This window comes from Pseudomonas sp. HMWF021 (assembly GCF_003061005.1).
Taxonomy (GTDB): Bacteria; Pseudomonadota; Gammaproteobacteria; order Pseudomonadales; family Pseudomonadaceae; genus Aquipseudomonas.
The window spans coordinates 1-14694 of record NZ_QAIK01000138.1; the positions used below are offsets into that span (position 1 = coordinate 1).

At 59.3% G+C, this 14694-nt stretch carries 16 protein-coding genes and 3 pseudogenes; 13 read left to right on the forward strand and 6 right to left on the reverse strand.

From position 1 onward, the window contains the following. The first annotated feature begins 100 nt into the window (after nt 1-100). Nucleotides 101-1084 (forward strand): hypothetical protein, encoded by a 984-nt coding sequence (locus DBR18_RS19360; protein ID WP_108591504.1) that lies wholly within the window; start codon nt 101-103, stop codon nt 1082-1084. Between the two features lie 88 nt (nt 1085-1172). On the opposite strand, the gene DBR18_RS19365 is transcribed toward DBR18_RS19360, so the two are convergent. From DBR18_RS19365 to DBR18_RS19375, 3 genes are read right to left on the reverse strand one after another with little or no spacing between them, the layout of a single operon-like run. Beyond that, nucleotides 1173-1859: a hypothetical protein gene (locus DBR18_RS19365; protein ID WP_108591505.1), complete on the reverse strand. Its 687-nt coding sequence runs from the start codon at nt 1857-1859 to the stop codon at nt 1173-1175. Between the two features lie 33 nt (nt 1860-1892). Further along, the gene (locus tag DBR18_RS19370; protein WP_108591506.1) at nt 1893-2258 is read right to left on the reverse strand and encodes a hypothetical protein; all 366 of its coding nucleotides are present in this window, start codon (nt 2256-2258) and stop codon (nt 1893-1895) included. A 42-nt stretch (nt 2259-2300) separates the two neighbouring features. Further along, entirely contained in the window at nt 2301-3116 is an 816-nt protein-coding gene (locus tag DBR18_RS19375; protein WP_108591507.1) for a sulfite exporter TauE/SafE family protein, read from the reverse strand. A gap of 112 nt (nt 3117-3228) precedes the next feature. Here DBR18_RS19375 and DBR18_RS19380 point away from each other — a divergent pair, with 112 nt between their 5' ends. From DBR18_RS19380 to DBR18_RS19390, 3 genes are all read left to right on the forward strand, one after another. Next, nucleotides 3229-3996 carry a helix-turn-helix transcriptional regulator gene (locus DBR18_RS19380; RefSeq protein ID WP_108591508.1) on the forward strand — a complete coding sequence of 256 codons (768 nt, stop codon included), beginning with the start codon at nt 3229-3231 and terminating at the stop codon, nt 3994-3996. Nucleotides 3997-4089: 93 nt separating this feature from the next. Then, nucleotides 4090-4404 (forward strand): hypothetical protein, encoded by a 315-nt coding sequence (locus tag DBR18_RS19385; RefSeq protein ID WP_108591509.1) that lies wholly within the window; start codon nt 4090-4092, stop codon nt 4402-4404. Between the two features lie 11 nt (nt 4405-4415). After that, on the forward strand, nt 4416-4682 hold the full coding sequence (locus DBR18_RS19390) for an XRE family transcriptional regulator (protein ID WP_256588794.1): 267 nt from the start codon (nt 4416-4418) through the stop codon (nt 4680-4682). A 36-nt stretch (nt 4683-4718) separates the two neighbouring features. On the opposite strand, the gene DBR18_RS19395 is transcribed toward DBR18_RS19390, so the two are convergent. Next, a complete protein-coding gene (locus DBR18_RS19395; RefSeq protein ID WP_108591510.1) occupies nt 4719-5774 on the reverse strand; it encodes an MBL fold metallo-hydrolase in 1056 nt (351 codons plus the stop codon). 216 nt (nt 5775-5990) lie between these two features. Here DBR18_RS19395 and DBR18_RS19400 point away from each other — a divergent pair, with 216 nt between their 5' ends. From DBR18_RS19400 to DBR18_RS19415, 5 genes and pseudogenes are all read left to right on the forward strand, one after another. Then, nucleotides 5991-6599 carry a TetR/AcrR family transcriptional regulator gene (locus tag DBR18_RS19400; RefSeq protein ID WP_108591511.1) on the forward strand — a complete coding sequence of 203 codons (609 nt, stop codon included), beginning with the start codon at nt 5991-5993 and terminating at the stop codon, nt 6597-6599. Nucleotides 6600-6735: 136 nt separating this feature from the next. Beyond that, entirely contained in the window at nt 6736-7830 is a 1095-nt protein-coding gene (locus DBR18_RS19405) for a diguanylate cyclase (RefSeq protein WP_371921118.1), read from the forward strand. A gap of 274 nt (nt 7831-8104) precedes the next feature. Beyond that, nucleotides 8105-8788, forward strand: a pseudogene (locus DBR18_RS30340) (PAS domain-containing protein); the annotation flags it as partial. 108 nt (nt 8789-8896) lie between these two features. Further along, nucleotides 8897-9334, forward strand: a pseudogene (locus DBR18_RS30345) (methyl-accepting chemotaxis protein); the annotation flags it as partial. A 265-nt stretch (nt 9335-9599) separates the two neighbouring features. Further along, nucleotides 9600-10133: a DUF1003 domain-containing protein gene (locus tag DBR18_RS19415; protein ID WP_108591513.1), complete on the forward strand. Its 534-nt coding sequence runs from the start codon at nt 9600-9602 to the stop codon at nt 10131-10133. Here DBR18_RS19415 and DBR18_RS19420 read toward each other — a convergent pair whose 3' ends face one another. Next, the gene (locus DBR18_RS19420; RefSeq protein ID WP_108591529.1) at nt 10134-11075 is read right to left on the reverse strand and encodes a LysR family transcriptional regulator; all 942 of its coding nucleotides are present in this window, start codon (nt 11073-11075) and stop codon (nt 10134-10136) included. Nucleotides 11076-11212: 137 nt separating this feature from the next. Here DBR18_RS19420 and DBR18_RS19425 point away from each other — a divergent pair, with 137 nt between their 5' ends. Together DBR18_RS19425 and DBR18_RS19430 are read left to right on the forward strand one after the other, a co-directional pair. Then, nucleotides 11213-11914: a CTP synthase gene (locus DBR18_RS19425; protein ID WP_108591514.1), complete on the forward strand. Its 702-nt coding sequence runs from the start codon at nt 11213-11215 to the stop codon at nt 11912-11914. After that, a complete protein-coding gene (locus DBR18_RS19430; RefSeq protein WP_108591515.1) occupies nt 11911-12225 on the forward strand; it encodes an antibiotic biosynthesis monooxygenase in 315 nt (104 codons plus the stop codon). The genes DBR18_RS19425 and DBR18_RS19430 overlap by 4 nt, the downstream gene beginning before the upstream one ends. A gap of 483 nt (nt 12226-12708) precedes the next feature. On the opposite strand, the gene DBR18_RS19435 is transcribed toward DBR18_RS19430, so the two are convergent. Next, nucleotides 12709-13035, reverse strand: coding sequence for a DUF2025 family protein (locus tag DBR18_RS19435; protein WP_108591516.1), 327 nt, complete (start codon nt 13033-13035; stop codon nt 12709-12711). A 222-nt stretch (nt 13036-13257) separates the two neighbouring features. Here DBR18_RS19435 and DBR18_RS19440 point away from each other — a divergent pair, with 222 nt between their 5' ends. Continuing rightward, a complete protein-coding gene (locus DBR18_RS19440) occupies nt 13258-14382 on the forward strand; it encodes a glycerophosphodiester phosphodiesterase (RefSeq protein WP_108591517.1) in 1125 nt (374 codons plus the stop codon). A gap of 158 nt (nt 14383-14540) precedes the next feature. Beyond that, nucleotides 14541-14694: pseudogene (locus DBR18_RS19445) on the forward strand (peptidase M4); the annotation flags it as partial.

Below are 14694 nucleotides of genomic sequence, written 5' to 3' on the forward strand. Positions count from 1 at the left end.
GGCTCCCACAGGTTTTGCATCATCCTGAAAACAATCAGTGCAACCCGCCGCGCCTCCCGCTATTAATACCCCTCCCCCACTCAAGGATCCGAGCCCCGCCATGAAATTCGATCTCGCTTACTGCCTCAGCCTCGACGACAAGTTGTCGATCTATGACGTTCGCGATCTCAATTTCGATGAGACGGTGGCGTTCGATTCGGCCAAAGAGCATTTCCAGTGCCCCAACGATGCCTGTCGTTTGGCGTTTGATGCGTCCAACGAGTTGGGCACCTTCAACGCCAAGAACGTGAATTACGTGCGCACGCCGCACTTCAAGAACCTGCCCACGACACAGCATGTGACGGGTTGTCCGTATGTGAGTTTGAAAGCGTCGGCATCTGGCGTTGAGACGGCGGACGGCGAAGTGGATGACGGGCGGGAGGAGCATTTTCCGTCGGAGTTGTTGCTGACGCGGCGTGAGTATGTGCGCAAGCCTGCTGCGCCGGCGGGGGCGGCGGAAGTGTTGCGCGATGATCCGGTGCGGGTGGCGCAGGTGAGTTCCGGGGAGTCGCCGGGGCGTGAGACGGCGCCGGACAAGACCAGTGTGTTTGCGCATCCGGTGGAGTGTTTTGTGTCTAATTTCGCCGACAAGGAGTTGCTCAAGCGTATGCCGTTGAAGATCGGCGAGCACACGGCGCCTTATGGCTCGTTCTTCAAGAAGATCGAGTATCTGACGGACAACAAGGGGCTGATTTACTGGGGCAAGATCAAGGAGATCAAGGATTACACCCAGAGTTTTCGTATCGATTTCGAGCAGAAGGTCTGGTTCAAGCAGGCGGATGAGGCGAAGAAGAAGCCGTATTCGGTGAACGTGTACTTGAGCAAGAAGTTGATCGACAACTACCGCAAGCGCAAGGCGTTTCTGGAAGAGATCAAGCACGCGATCGACAGCGACAAGGAGTTGTTCTGTTTCTTCTATGGCGTGACGCCGGAGTTTAAGCAGGTGCCGAGCAAGAAGAACCCCGAACAGACGTTCGGGGTGTTCAGTGCCAACATCGAGAACCTGGATCACTTTATTGTGCGGGAGGCGCCGGGGTTGGCGTGACGTGGCGCCGCTACGTTTGAATACGTACTGTAAATTTCGCGGCGACTTATGAAGGGGCTGTCCCAGGAATCGAGTGCGCCCGCAGGTTTCAGCTCTCTAGTGTTGCTTCGAAAGCACGAATCTCTTGTTGCGCCTTCCTGCGCCGTTTCAAAGCGTCGTGAATATTTGTTTCATCCGCTGCGCAGTATTGACGTAACCAGTGGGCGATCATTTCTTCATCCGGCCAGAAATACTCCTTTTGGCCTTTGCTTCTGGGCCTGTCGTTCATCTGTGCATCGAAGCCGATAGCAGCCCGTTCGCCCTGCGGCAAACACCCCCACTCCGCTGCGCAATCTTGAAAAAACCAGGCAATTTCATCGATGTGCTTTTGCGCACTGCGATGGCTGCGCCGATAAAACCTGTGCTCCAGACAGGCCTCTTCCATTCGCTGCGGCATGATGCCGGCATCTACCCAGTTGATGAGATCGTGATTGAAAGAATCGCGTATCAGCCCTTCCCGCCAGCGCTCGGCAAACCAGGCAACAAAGCCTTCGGTATCAGCCTTCTTGGCATCGGCGAAGATCATGCAATAACGAGTTTCCACATGAATGACGAACAGTACATGCTTACGCTGCACGGTGATGGCGTGCACCAGCCACTGCTCGGCAAAAGGGGCACACTCATCGTCCTCAATAACTGACGACGGCGGTTTGGGGTCTACCGGCGTGAGTTTTTTGCCCTTATGCACACGACTAAAGAACTTACTGGCCGCCTCGGTGCAATTGAAGATCAACATCTGTTTTCTCTACTAAATACGATTCAATGACGCTCAGTCGTCATACCTGCTTTCTGCGGCCCACTCAATCTCATAAGGCTGGCGAACCGCATCTGAGATTCTCTCTCGCATATCTTCACTGAGTGCTGACAATTCTTCGTCGGTCAGCAAGTCGTGCGCGATCATCAACATCAAAGGCAGCACAACGTTTGAGCGATTCATCCGCCCATCGAAAACCGCCGCCATATCCTTATCTCGACTTCGCATCATGCGATAAAGCGTCAGGTAGCGAGCATGCGCTGACAGCGTACTGTTTTGAGTGACGATCCGGGTCTCGGCCAATACGCCTTGGCAAAATCGATCCAGCGCTAACTTGCGCAGTTCTTTGAATGTCTTCCAGTCACTTTCCAAGATCGCCATATTGCCTCCACGAAGCAATTTTGAGTTGAGCCGGGGAAGGCCTCATCTTATAGACATGCCCAGCAAAACAAGAATCAGCAATCCAATATAGACCCAAGCATGCACCCGATCCGGTATCCGCCCGATCCACGGCGTGGCCATTCGAATCCCGACCAACGACCCCAGCGTCAGCACTGCAAACGCCAGCAAATCCACATACCCGACAAACCAAGTGCCCAGATCCGTCTCGCTGAAACCGGCCAGTGCCATGTAGGTCAGTGTCCCGGCCACGGCTACCGGCACGCTTAACGGATTCGCCATGGACGTTGATTGAGACATGCTCAACCCGCAGCGGCGCAGGAGTGGCACGGTCATGACGCTTCCTCCTACGCCGAGGAACGTGGCGATGGCGCCGATGCCTACACCGCCGGCGGATATTTCCTTGCGATCCAATGGGCGTGGGATGACGCCTTCGTTACGGGTGAGGAAGCCGCGTCTGAGCAGGCAGTCGATGATGGTCACGCCGAGGTAAGCGATGAAGGCGTAGCGGATGACCTCGCCGCTGACCCACACCGCGGCGATCGCGCCGATGATCGCGCCCAGGGCGATGAAGCCGCCGAGGGGCCACAGGTAATGGCGGATCAGGTTGCCGGCGCGGCGGTGTTTGTCGGTGGCGATCAGGGCGTTGACGATCATCACGCAGGTCGAGGTGGCGACGGCGATGTGCATCGCCGATTGGCCGATGGGGTCGTCGGCGCCGTGGCTGGCGCTGAGCATGCGGTAGAGCAGCGGCACGACGACGAAGCCGCCGCCGAACCCGAAGAGCACGGCGGTGATGCCGGTCATACAGCCGAAGAGAGTCAGCAGGAGGTAGAACATGGCGCGTCTTCCGGTGGTGGGGAGCGGTCGACGATAGAGCGACGCGGCTTGGCCTGCTTAAGCAACTCAGCCAATAATGTTTGCGTTTACGCCAATTACCCGGAAACGCTCAATGCGCAATGTTTCGATCAACCTGCTGGATGACACGCCGCGCCCGGTGGTGGCGATCGGTACGGATTATTCCCACGGCCATCTGTTGCCGTTTCATACACACCGGCGAGCGCAGTTGTTGTACGGCGCGACCGGTGTGATGCAGGTTCGTACTCATGACGGCAACTGGGTGGTGCCGCCGCAACGGGCGGTGTGGATTCCGCCGGGAGTGGCGCATGAAGTAATGATGCTTGGCGTGAGCACGCGCAGTTTGTACATCGAGCCGGGGGCGGTGGACTTGGGCCAGCGCTGCCAGGTGATCAGCGTTTCGCCATTGATGCGCCACTTATTGATGGAGGCTGTAGAGGCACCGCTGACCTATGACCTAGATGGTCGAGACGGTGTGCTGATCGAGCTGTTGCTGCATGAACTGACGCGCAGTGCGCCCCTGCCCTTGCACATTCCGCTGCCGACTGACGGAAAGCTCCTCGTTTTGTGTCAGACATTTCTGCATCAGCCGAATGCCCACCAGTCGCCGCAACACTGGGCCGAGCAGTTGCACATAAGCTTGCGCACCTTCAACAGATTGTTTCGGCAGCAGACCGGGTTGAGCTTCAGCCAATGGCGGCAACAAGCCTGCGTGGTGCTGGCGCTGGCGCGGTTGGCCGCCGGTGAGGCGGTGACGCGGATCGCTCTGGATTTCGGTTATGAGAGCCCGGCGGCATTCTCGACGATGTTCCGGCGCATCCTCGGACAGGCACCGTCCGTCTGGTTGGAGGCGGCGAATTAGGGCAAATCAAAAAATGCGTTTGATCCCGGCCGAAAACAACTGTACAAAAACACAGTACATTTTCAATCAGCACTCTTGAGCCCGGAGCACACCATGGCCTCTCTTGCGATGAACCACATCCTCGAACGCATTGCCCTTTTCCAGTTCACCCCGACGCACTGCGTCCAGGCCCGAGCGATGCTGGGCTGGAGCGTGGAACAGCTGTCGCGCGAGGCGCAGGTGGCGGTGGACGACATTCAGCGGTTCGAAGCCCAGCAAGATGTGGCGGATGCGGCGCGGCTGGCGCTGGCTTACCGGTTTGAGGCGCAGGGGCTGGTGTTCTTTCCGGGGTTCGCACCGGGTCGCAGTGCGAGTATGGGCGCGCCATCGGAAGGAGTGGGGCGTGGGGATTATGCGATGGCTGAATAAGGACGTGAAAATTGAGTGAAATCGAAGAAAGCAAAGGTTGTGTTTATAAGGATCTGGAAGGCGTAGATGCGAGTGACATGCAAAATAAGGCCCGGCATGTCACACGATTGGCTGCACTCATCGAAACAGCTCCCATGAGCAAAGCCGACGCAGCTCAAAGACTTGGTTTGAATCCGGAAAATCTGGAAGAGATTCTCCGGGGGAAATTCCGCGACATAAACGTTTCCACGTTGGTGAGCTATGGTGACTTGATGTCGGAAAACAATCTCGAAAAATAAGGTTCGCCTCTATTAGAGGCGAACCGGTTTAACTCCTCAGGCGTTCTGCACCACCCCTTCACTCTCCCCTTCAACCGCCAACCACCACGTACTCCCGCGCTGTGGTTGCATCAGGTTGAACGCCTCACCCATTTGCGGCGTGGTGATCGCAACACTGCGCTCCCACGCCAGCGCCAGAATCCGGTCAAACGGTTCGTGCCAGGCGTGCATCGCCAGGTCGAAGGTGCCGTTGTGGATCGGGAATAGCCAGCGCCCCTTGAGGTCGATGTGCGCTTGCAGGGTTTCTTCCGGTTGCATGTGCACGTGTGGCCATTCGACGTTGTAGGCACCGGTTTCCATCAGGGTCAGGTCGAAAGGGCCGTACTGTTCACCGATGCGTTTGAAACCGTCGAAGTAGCCGCTGTCGCCGCTGAAGAAAATTCGCGTGTCGCCATCGATCATCACCCACGAAGCCCACAAGGTGCTGTTGCCGTCGAACAGGCCACGGCCGGAGAAGTGCTGCGACGGCGTGGCGACGAAGCGGATGCCGGCGATTTCGGTGCCCTGCCACCAGTCGTACTGGCGGACCTTGCTGGCGTCGATGCCCCATTTGATCAGGGTGTCGCCGACGCCCAGCGGGGTCAGGAAGTAGTTGGTCTTGGCCGCGAGTTTCAGCACCGCTTGGTAATCGAGGTGGTCGTAGTGATTGTGCGACAGGATCACCGCTTCGATCGGTGGCAACTGGTCGATGCTGATCGGCGGCTGGTGAAAGCGTTTGGGGCCGGCCCATTGCACGGGTGAGGCGCGCTCGGCGAAGACCGGATCGGTGATCCAGAATTTGTCGCGCATTTTCAGCAGCAGGGTTGAATGACCGAGGCGGTAGACGCTGTGGTTGGGTGCCGCCAGCAGGTCATCACGGGTCAGCGGTTGCACGGGGATTGCGGCGGCCGGGCGGGTATTGCGCGGCTTGTGGAAGATCATGTTCCACATGATCCGGACCATCTTGCGAAAACCTTCGCGCTGCACCGGCGCATGGTTACGGAATAGCCCTTGATCCTGGCGAGAGGCTTCAGGCGTGGAAGTTTGATCCGCAGAGATATCTGGATTGGCCATGACTGAGAGACTCCAGAAAAACCGCGCAATTCACGGTTTTTCACGGTGGGACGATAAATGGCCAAGGCACGCACGCATCAGCCGAACTTTCTGGTTTTTAGGTTGCGAGGATTAACGCAACATTACACTGGGCGGTGTAGTTTCTAGGTTGCATCAAACTCGATGACAAGTAAACTGCCAAGTGTAATGCCACCTCTTCTCTGCCGAAGCGTACTTATGACAGCAACAAAGCGCCTCACCGACCGCAAACGCGAAGCCATCATTCAAGCGGCGATTGCCGAATTCCGTGCCAACGGTTTCGAGATCACCAGCATGGACAAGATCGCGGCCACCGCCGGCGTGTCGAAGCGCACGGTGTACAACCACTTCCCCAGCAAGGAAGAGCTGTTCGCCGAAATTCTCAACCAACTCTGGGCACGCATCAGTGCCGAACAGACCGTGGTCTACCGCGCCGATCAACCGCTGCGCGAACAACTGCAGCCAATGTTGTTGGCTAAACTGCAGATCATGGCCGATGACAACTTCCTCGGTCTGGCCCGGGTGGCGATTGCTGCCACCATCCATTCCCCGGAACGCGCACAGGACATGGTGGCGCGCATGGGCGAACGGGAGGAAGGCCTGACGGTATGGATTCGTGCCGCGCAGGCGGACGGTCGGCTGAAAGCGGTGGAGGCGGACTTTGCCGCGCAACAGGTGCAAGGGCTGTTGAAATCGTTCGGCTTCTGGCCGCAGATTTCCATGGGCCAGCCGCCGCTGGATGCGGCGACCCAAAAAGTCGTTGCCGAGTCGGCACTGGAGATGTTCCTGGCGCGCTACCAGCTCTAGACCGCCCCTCTCCCTGCGTCCGCCGCGATTAAATGGCTCGAAAGGACACTGATTATTCCCGTTGGAATAAATGACAATGTCCGACAATTGACCGACGGACGGTCAACCTGAAAAAAATACTGCAAAGTATTTCAGGATGAATCTGGCGCAGGACATCATGGAAAACCAACGCGGCAAAGGCTTGTCATTCGCCAGACGCATCTATCTGCCAAGGGCCATCGGTCTGGGCGTCGGCTTTTTCAGCGTCGCGGCTGCGCTGTACCCGCTGAACATGCCGGGCTGGCTCTGGGCGTTGCTGGTGTTCAACGGTTTTGTCTGGCCGCATCTGGCCTATCAGGTTTCAACGCGCTCGGCCTTCCCCTACCACGCCGAACGCCGCAACCTGTTGTACGACTCGTTGTGCGGCGGTTTCTGGACCGCGTGTTTTCAGTTCAACCCGCTGACCACCGTGACCATCCTGTCGATGATGACCATGAACAACGTCGCCGCCGGCGGCCGACGTTTGTTTCTGCTCGGCGCCCTCGCCCAACTCGCCGGGGTGCTGCTGGGGTGCGCGGTCTTCGGCTTCAAACTCAGCCTGACGATGACGCAGATTCAGGTCTGGGCCTGCCTGCCGATGCTCACCCTGTACCCACTGGCACTGGGCATGGTCTGTTACCAACTGGCGATCAAACTCGCCCGGCACAAACGTGCGCTGAGCGCTCTGAGCCGTACCGACAGCCTCACCGGACTGCTCAATCACGGCGCCTGGAAAGACTCGCTGCACAGTCAATTCGAGCGGTGCCAGCAAACTCAAACGCTGGGTATTCTGGCGCTGATCGACATCGATCACTTCAAGTCCATCAACGACAACTACGGGCACATCATCGGTGACGCCGTGTTGCGCCATCTGGCCCACGAACTCAAGCACTTGGCCGAAGGTGAACCGGCGGGCCGTTATGGCGGTGACGAATTCTGCGTGATCCTGCCCGATCAGCCGCTGTACAAGGCCGAAGAGCGGATGGAGCAACTGCGTCTGGCGCTGCACCAGTACCGTCACCCCGATGTGCCGCAGCTGCGGATCAGTTTGAGTATCGGCCTGGCGCGGTTTCAGCCGGGATACTCTGACGCGATTGCCTGGCTCGATGATACCGACAAAGCGCTTTACACAGCCAAACACACAGGGCGCAACACGATCAGCGTAGCGCTGGGCCGTCCGAGTTCGAACGACGCCAGCCAATTCAGCCTTTGAAAAAACGCTACACATGATGACGCGCACTTTCTTGTACAAGATCAGTTAGTTTGTATAAGATTGGCGCGTCAGCCTGGATGCTGGCACTTTGCAGTCAACGGCAAATGCACATCCCGCATTTGCTCTGCCAGCGCGGAAACAGGGACACAAACCTCGTCTTTCCCTACTTCCAGGTACTGCTCACATGTTCTTCAATCGCCACCAGTCCGCTCTCAACGACCTTCAACACACCATCACGCAACAGAATGGCCTGCTCGAAGCCATCAACCGCTCCATGGCGGTGATCGAGTTCGACCTTGATGGCGTGGTGCTCAGTGCCAACGACAACTTCCTCAAAACCATGGGTTACCGCGCCGATCAAGTGATCGGTCAGCCCCACCGCCATTTCTGCACCCCGGAGTTTGGCCGCAGCGCGCAATACACCGAACTGTGGTCGCGTCTGAAAAACGGCCAGTTCCAGTCCGGCACCTTCGAGCGGGTCAACAGCCAGGGTCAGCCGATCTGGCTTGAAGCCAGCTACAACCCGATCAAGGATGCGTCGGGACGGGTGGAGAAAGTGGTCAAGTACGCCATGGACGTGACGACCAAAGTGCAGCAGGAAAGCGAAGCGAACGCCAAGCTTCAGGCCATCGACCGGGCGATGGCGGTGATTGAATTCAACCTAGACGGCAGTATTCTCACGGCCAATCAGAATTTTCTGACACGCATGGGTTACACCCTCGCCGAACTCAAGGGGAAACATCACCGTTTGTTCTGCCGCGCGGAGCTGGTCAACAGCAGCGCTTATGAGGACTTCTGGCGGCGCCTGAATCAGGGTGAACTGTTCCAGGGCCAGTTCGAACGCGTCGACAAACGCGGGCAGACCGTGTGGATGGAAGCCAATTACAACCCGGTATACGACGCCTCCGGCCGCTTGTGCAAAGTGGTGAAATTCGCCACGGACGTCACTGCCCGCGTCGAGCAGCACGAGCAGGATGCACGCAGTGCCAGCGCCGCTTATCACATCTCCGTGGAGACCCGGAAAGTGGCCGAGCAAGGCACCCAGGTGATCCAGCAGGCCGCCAGCGAAATGCGCGAAATCGCAGATGACATCGCGCAGTCTTCAACGCTGATCGCGCAACTCGGTGAACGCTCGGAGCAGATCACGGCGATCGTCAACACCATCCGCGCGATTGCCGATCAGACCAATCTGCTGGCGCTCAACGCGGCGATTGAAGCGGCACGCGCCGGGGATCAGGGGCGCGGGTTTGCGGTGGTGGCGGACGAGGTGCGGCAACTGGCGGCGCGTACCAGCGGCTCGACGGCGGAGATTTCCAACATGATCGGTTTGATCCAGAGCGAAACCCGGCAGGCGATCAAGAGCATGGAAGGCACCCGCGGGCGGGCGGCGCAAGGTGTAGAACTGGCGGACCAGGCCGGCAGCGTGATTCTGCAGATCCGCGATGGCGCCAGTGAAGCGGTACAGGCGGTGAGCATGTTTGCCAATGAACGGGCGCCGGGCTGAGGGACCGCGTCGCGGCTTTCGCGGGCAAGCCCGCTCCCACAGGGAAATGCGTTCCAATGTGGGAGCATGTTTGCCAATGAGCGGGTGCCGGGCTGAAGACCGAGTCGCGGCCTTCGCGGGCAAGCCCGCTCCCACAGGGATCGAGTCGATCAGCTATCTTGTGATCAACCCAGAACCTGTGGGAGCGGGCTTGCCCGCGAAGGGGCCGTCAGCCTCGGCACAAGGCTATAGTGACCCATAGCCCCTGAAGCCTGCCGAGCCCATCATGACCACAGAAAAACCCGAAACGCCCACCACCGCGCCCGTCGACCATCTGCGCTTTCACCGCCCCCACGCCCACCTCAACACCACCTTCGGCGACGACAAGTTCGCCCTGCGCGCCGAGGCCTTTGCGCGCTTCTTCGGCACGCCGGCGTTTCTCGGCGCGCAAACCCTGATCGTGCTGTTATGGGTTGTACTGAACGTGACGGGCATCACCACTTTCGACGTGTACCCGTTCATCCTGCTCAACCTCGCGTTCAGCCTGCAATCGGCCTACGCCGCGCCGTTGATTCTGCTGGCTCAAACCCGTCAGGCCGCACGGGACAAGGCGCAAGCGGACGCCGATGCGCAACACCGTGAAGCATTGGCGACGGCCAACACCGAGCGTCAGGCGCAAGCGGCGAACACCACCGCGCAATTGCTGGAGTTGCTGGAGCAGAACACCCGCCTCACGGAAATGACCAAGAGCCTGACCGAACGCATCGAGGGTTTGACCCGCGAGCTGCACGAGCACATCTGCCAGACCCGGCCATCCTGATCACGGCAGCCGCAGCGCCCGCCCCAGTTCATCGAACAACGTGACCACCGAGCGCAAGGCCCGGCAGTCCGGGCGGGTCAGCAACCACAGTGCGGTGTCGTAGCCATGCAGCGGTTCGCTGAGGGCCTGCAAACCCTCGTTGATCAGAAAGTCCGGCAACGCTGCCACACCGAGTCCGCCGCGCACCAGTTCGGTCACCGACAGCATGCTGTTGCAGCGATAACTCGGGGTCACGCCGGGCAACTGTTGGCGCCGCCAGGCAACGGTCGGGTGATCCGGCAGAAACTCGTCCGGCGCGATCCAGGTCAGCGCCGCCAGATCCGACGCATCGACGTTTTGCAGATACCGCGCACTGGCGCAGACCCGGTAGGAAATCTTCGCCAGTTGCCGTCCGACCAGATGCTCCGGTGGTGTACGCGTCAGGCGCAGGGCGATGTCGGCGTCGCGACGGCTGAGGTTGGCGAAATCGTTGGAGGTGCTCAGTTCGAGGGTCAACGCCGGGTAGTTCGGCATGAACTGCGCCAGCGCTGGCAGCAGCAGGCCCTGCAGCACCGAGTCGGTACAGGTCAGGCGCACCGTGCCGCTGACCACCTCGCCGCCCTGCTCCACCCCAATTCGCGCCGCTTCCAGCGCCTGTTCGGCGCGTTCGGCCTGCTCGGCCAGGGTCTGCGCGAGACTGGTCGGCAGGTAACCGGCGCGGCTCTTTTCGAACAATTGCTGACCGAGCGCCGACTCCAGACGCCGCACCGCGCGAAACACCGTCGACACGTCTACCCTGAGCAGCTGCGAAGCCCGAGCCAGAGAGCCGCCGCGCACCAAAGCGAGGATCAGCGCCAGATCCGGGTAGTCGAGCCGATAGTGCGTCGCTGCATTGATCACTTGGGGAAACGCCAATATTGAGTGCGTGAACGCCAATCTATAGTGAGCCCCGGTGATCGACAACTGCACACATTCACGGTGGTGAGGGGATTCATCCCCGATGGACTGCGCAGCAGGCCTTGTTTGAGGGCCACTTCGCGCCACGTCGGGGATAAATCCCCTCACCACAGAGGTTCACTCACTCAAATCAAGGAAATCCCATGGACGCCATTTCCATCGCCCTTATCGGCGACTACGACCCGCAAGTCACCGCCCATCAGGCGATTCCCGTCGCACTCGGGATGATCGCCGAGCAGTCCGGGCGCAATGTGCAATTTCAGTGGCTGCCCACCGAGCAGATCCACGCCGAGACTGCGCTGGATCACTTCGACGGTTTCTGGTGCGTGCCGGCCAGCCCCTACAAAAGCGAAACCGGCGCCCTGCGGGCCATCCGTTTTGCCCGCGAACAACGGCGCCCTTTCCTCGGTACCTGCGGCGGTTTTCAGCATGCGGTGCTGGAGTTTTCCCGCAACGTGCTGGGCTGGGACGATGCCGAACATGGCGAGACGTCACCGGATTCGCCGCGAGCGGTACTGTCGCCGCTGACCTGTTCATTGGTGGAAACGGTGGACAGCATTCAACTGGTCGCCGGCTCGTTGATCGCCAAGGCGTACGAAACGTCGGAAATTCATGAAGGTTATCGTTGCCGGTTCGGTGTGAACCCGCAGTTCGAACGGGAGTTGTTGACCCATCGACTACATGCAGTCGGCCATGATTCGGCGGGCGACTTGCGCGCGATCGAATTGACCGACCATGTGTTTTTTGTCGCGACGCTGTTTCAACCGGAACGTGCGGCGCTCAAGGGGCATGTCCCGCCGCTGGTACGCGCTTTCGTCGACGCGTGTGCGGAGCAACGTCCATGAAGCCGAACGAATCCTGCTTCGCGGTGATTTTCACCTCGACCCGCACCGAGGGGGATAACGGATATGCGGCGGCGTCCGAGCGGATGATGGAACTGGTGGCGCAGCAGCCCGGGTTTCTCGGCATTGATTCGATTCGCGGGGAAGACGGGGTGGGGATAACCATTTCGTATTGGGAGAGCGAAGCGGCGATTCTGGCCTGGCGCGAGCATCCCGAGCACCGGGTGATTCAGGCGCGCGGGCGGGCGCAGTGGTATTCGAAGTTTCAGACGCGGGTGTGTCGGGTGGAGCGGGAATACCGGTTTGGGCAGTGACAATTGCGGCGCATTGGCTGGCCTCTTCGCGAGCAAGCCCGCTCCCACAGGTGCAGTGTTTGGGCAGTGAGTATGGTGGTGCCGTCACTGGCCTCATCGCCAGCAGGTGGCTCCTACAGGGACGGTATTTGGGCAGTGAGCCTGGTGGTGTTGTCACTGGCCTCATCGCCAGCAGGCTGGCTCCCACAGGGACAGTGTTTGGGCGGTGAGCCTGATGGCGCTGTCACTGGCCTCATCGCCAGCAGGCTGGCTCCCACAGGGACAGTGTTTGGGCAGTGAGTTTGGTGGTGCTGTCACTGGCCTCATCGCCAGCAGGCTGGTTCCCACAGGGACAGTGTTTGGGCAGTGAGTGGGGTGCTGTTCTCACCGGCCTCATCGCTGGCAAGCCAGCTCCCACAGGTACTGCTTGATCTTCAGAACAACGCATAACCTGTGGGAGCGTGGCTTGCCCGCGAAGAGGCCAGTAGCGTCAATACATAAACTTCAGCCCCGCACCAGACTGCGCACCGCCACAATCTCCGGCACCTCAACCTTGCTCATGTACACCCGCAACGGTTCGCTGATGTTGATCCGCTCATCGATGTGCTGATCCAGCAGCAGCTGAATCAGCTCACGCTTGAGGGTCATGGTGGTTTCCGAAACCTGCGCCCAGACAAATTCGCTGGTAGGAATGATGCCGTCATCGGCCACGTCCATGCCGAACGAATCTTCGCTGAATCGCACGATGTACTGGCCGGTCTTGCGGTTGAGGCCGACGAAACCCTTGAGGTCGTCGGCGGCCTGGCAGATGAGTTGGGAAGTGATGCGCATGGTAAACCTCACGAAAAATCATCGATGGTTTACACGCAGGGCAACAGATTCGGCGCGCCCTCTGCCGGGGCGTCTGCCACGGGCAAGCGTACTGCAAACCGTGCCACAAAAGTGCAGGAAAAATCGCTTTTAATACGTTTATGTCGGTCTGGCGATAGCACGCAACCGATTCAGTTGTTAAAAGGTACGTCTTTGAAAATGCCCTGCGAAAGGAACTCGAACATGCCCGCCACTTTCACCAAAAGCGCCCTCATGCTGAGCCTGATGCTCGGTCTCGGTCAGGCCCACGCCGCCCAGACTGACGTCAATGCGCTGGCCGCCGCCCACGGCATTCCGCACCCGGCGGTGATCGCGCACCGTGGCGCATCCTTTGACGCACCGGAATCCACCGCCGCCTCCTACAAACTGGCCCGCGATCTGGGCGCCGACTACCTGGAAATGGACTTGCAGCGCAGCAAGGACGGCGTGTTGTTCGCCCTGCACGACAACAACCTGCAACGCACCACCGACGTCGCCACCAAATTCCCGGAGCGCAAGGACAGCCCGGCCAACGCCTTCACCATGGCCGAACTGAAAACCCTCGACGCTGGCAGCTGGTACAACAAGGCCTACCCGGATCGCGCACGTGCGACCTACGCCGGGCTGAAAATCCTGACGCTGGACGAGATCATCGACATCGCCCAGGCCAACCCGAAACACAAGCCGGGCCTGTACATCGAAACCAAAGAGCCGCAGCTGTTTCCGGGGATCGAGCATGACCTCAAAGCGAAGCTGCAGGATCGCGGCTGGCTGAGCCCGGCGGGTTCGAAACTGGCCAAAAGCGAGCTGGGCGTCGGTCAGGGCAAAGGCAAGGTGATCCTGCAGACCTTCGAGAAAAACAGCCTCGAACTGCTGCAGAAGGAAATGCCGCAAGTGCCGAAGATCCTGTTGCTGTGGGTCGGCGAAGGCAGCATCGAGCCGAAATCGAAGGTGACCTTTGCCGAGTCCGGCGAGAAAGACAAGAACGTGTTCTACGGCAAGCAGGAGCCGAAGTCCGACGCCGAGTTCAAACAGTGGGTTGATTTTGCCAAGGCTCACGGCGCCATCGGCACCGGCCCCTCGGCCAAACTGACCAAGGGTGGCGACCAGAGCTATTCGGATCTGGTGCAACCGTGGATGAACCAGTACACCCACGATCAGGGCATGCTGGTGCACGTGTACACCGTCGATGAGCCGGTGGACTTCGAGAAAGTCATGGCGGCCGGGGTTGATGGCATCTTCACCAACCGCGCCAGCGAGCTGTTGAAGTTCTACAAGCGTCCGGCCAGTGCCAGTGTGGATCAGGTGTTGAAGAACAACGGGTTCTGATCGGTAACCGAGTCGTCTTCATCGCGGGCAAGCCACGCTCCCACAGGTTTTGTGTCAGGCATGGTTTGCCCGTTTCGTATTCGGAGGGTTTTAAGGGTGAATTAAGTTGCGGTGGTTAACCTGAGCCCACTTCAACGAACAACCCAAGGAATGACCCGATGAAAACTTTGACTGCCCTGTTTACCGCCGCTGCCCTGACCCTCACCGCTGGCCTGGCCCAGGCCGACGTACGCGTCGACCAGATCCCGCAACTGGTGAAGGAAGGCAAGATCAAGTCGCTGGAGTCGATGAACGCCGAGGCACTGAAACTGC

Excerpts from the sequence above, each read along its gene's own strand:
- DBR18_RS19400 (WP_108591511.1), top strand. The coding sequence starts at position 5,991 with ATGACAGCAACAAAGCGCCTCACCGACCGCAAACGCGAAGCCATCATT.
- DBR18_RS19365 (WP_108591505.1), bottom strand. The coding sequence starts at position 1,859 with ATGTTGATCTTCAATTGCACCGAGGCGGCCAGTAAGTTCTTTAGTCGT.
- DBR18_RS19370 (WP_108591506.1), bottom strand. The coding sequence starts at position 2,258 with ATGGCGATCTTGGAAAGTGACTGGAAGACATTCAAAGAACTGCGCAAG.
- DBR18_RS19395 (WP_108591510.1), bottom strand. The coding sequence starts at position 5,774 with ATGGCCAATCCAGATATCTCTGCGGATCAAACTTCCACGCCTGAAGCC.
- DBR18_RS19360 (WP_108591504.1), top strand. The coding sequence starts at position 101 with ATGAAATTCGATCTCGCTTACTGCCTCAGCCTCGACGACAAGTTGTCG.
- DBR18_RS19385 (WP_108591509.1), top strand. The coding sequence starts at position 4,090 with ATGGCCTCTCTTGCGATGAACCACATCCTCGAACGCATTGCCCTTTTC.
- DBR18_RS19435 (WP_108591516.1), bottom strand. The coding sequence starts at position 13,035 with ATGCGCATCACTTCCCAACTCATCTGCCAGGCCGCCGACGACCTCAAG.
- DBR18_RS19430 (WP_108591515.1), top strand. The coding sequence starts at position 11,911 with ATGAAGCCGAACGAATCCTGCTTCGCGGTGATTTTCACCTCGACCCGC.
- DBR18_RS19415 (WP_108591513.1), top strand. The coding sequence starts at position 9,600 with ATGACCACAGAAAAACCCGAAACGCCCACCACCGCGCCCGTCGACCAT.
- DBR18_RS19375 (WP_108591507.1), bottom strand. The coding sequence starts at position 3,116 with ATGTTCTACCTCCTGCTGACTCTCTTCGGCTGTATGACCGGCATCACC.
- DBR18_RS19405 (WP_371921118.1), top strand. The coding sequence starts at position 6,736 with ATGAATCTGGCGCAGGACATCATGGAAAACCAACGCGGCAAAGGCTTG.
- DBR18_RS19425 (WP_108591514.1), top strand. The coding sequence starts at position 11,213 with ATGGACGCCATTTCCATCGCCCTTATCGGCGACTACGACCCGCAAGTC.
- DBR18_RS19440 (WP_108591517.1), top strand. The coding sequence starts at position 13,258 with ATGCCCGCCACTTTCACCAAAAGCGCCCTCATGCTGAGCCTGATGCTC.
- DBR18_RS19380 (WP_108591508.1), top strand. The coding sequence starts at position 3,229 with ATGCGCAATGTTTCGATCAACCTGCTGGATGACACGCCGCGCCCGGTG.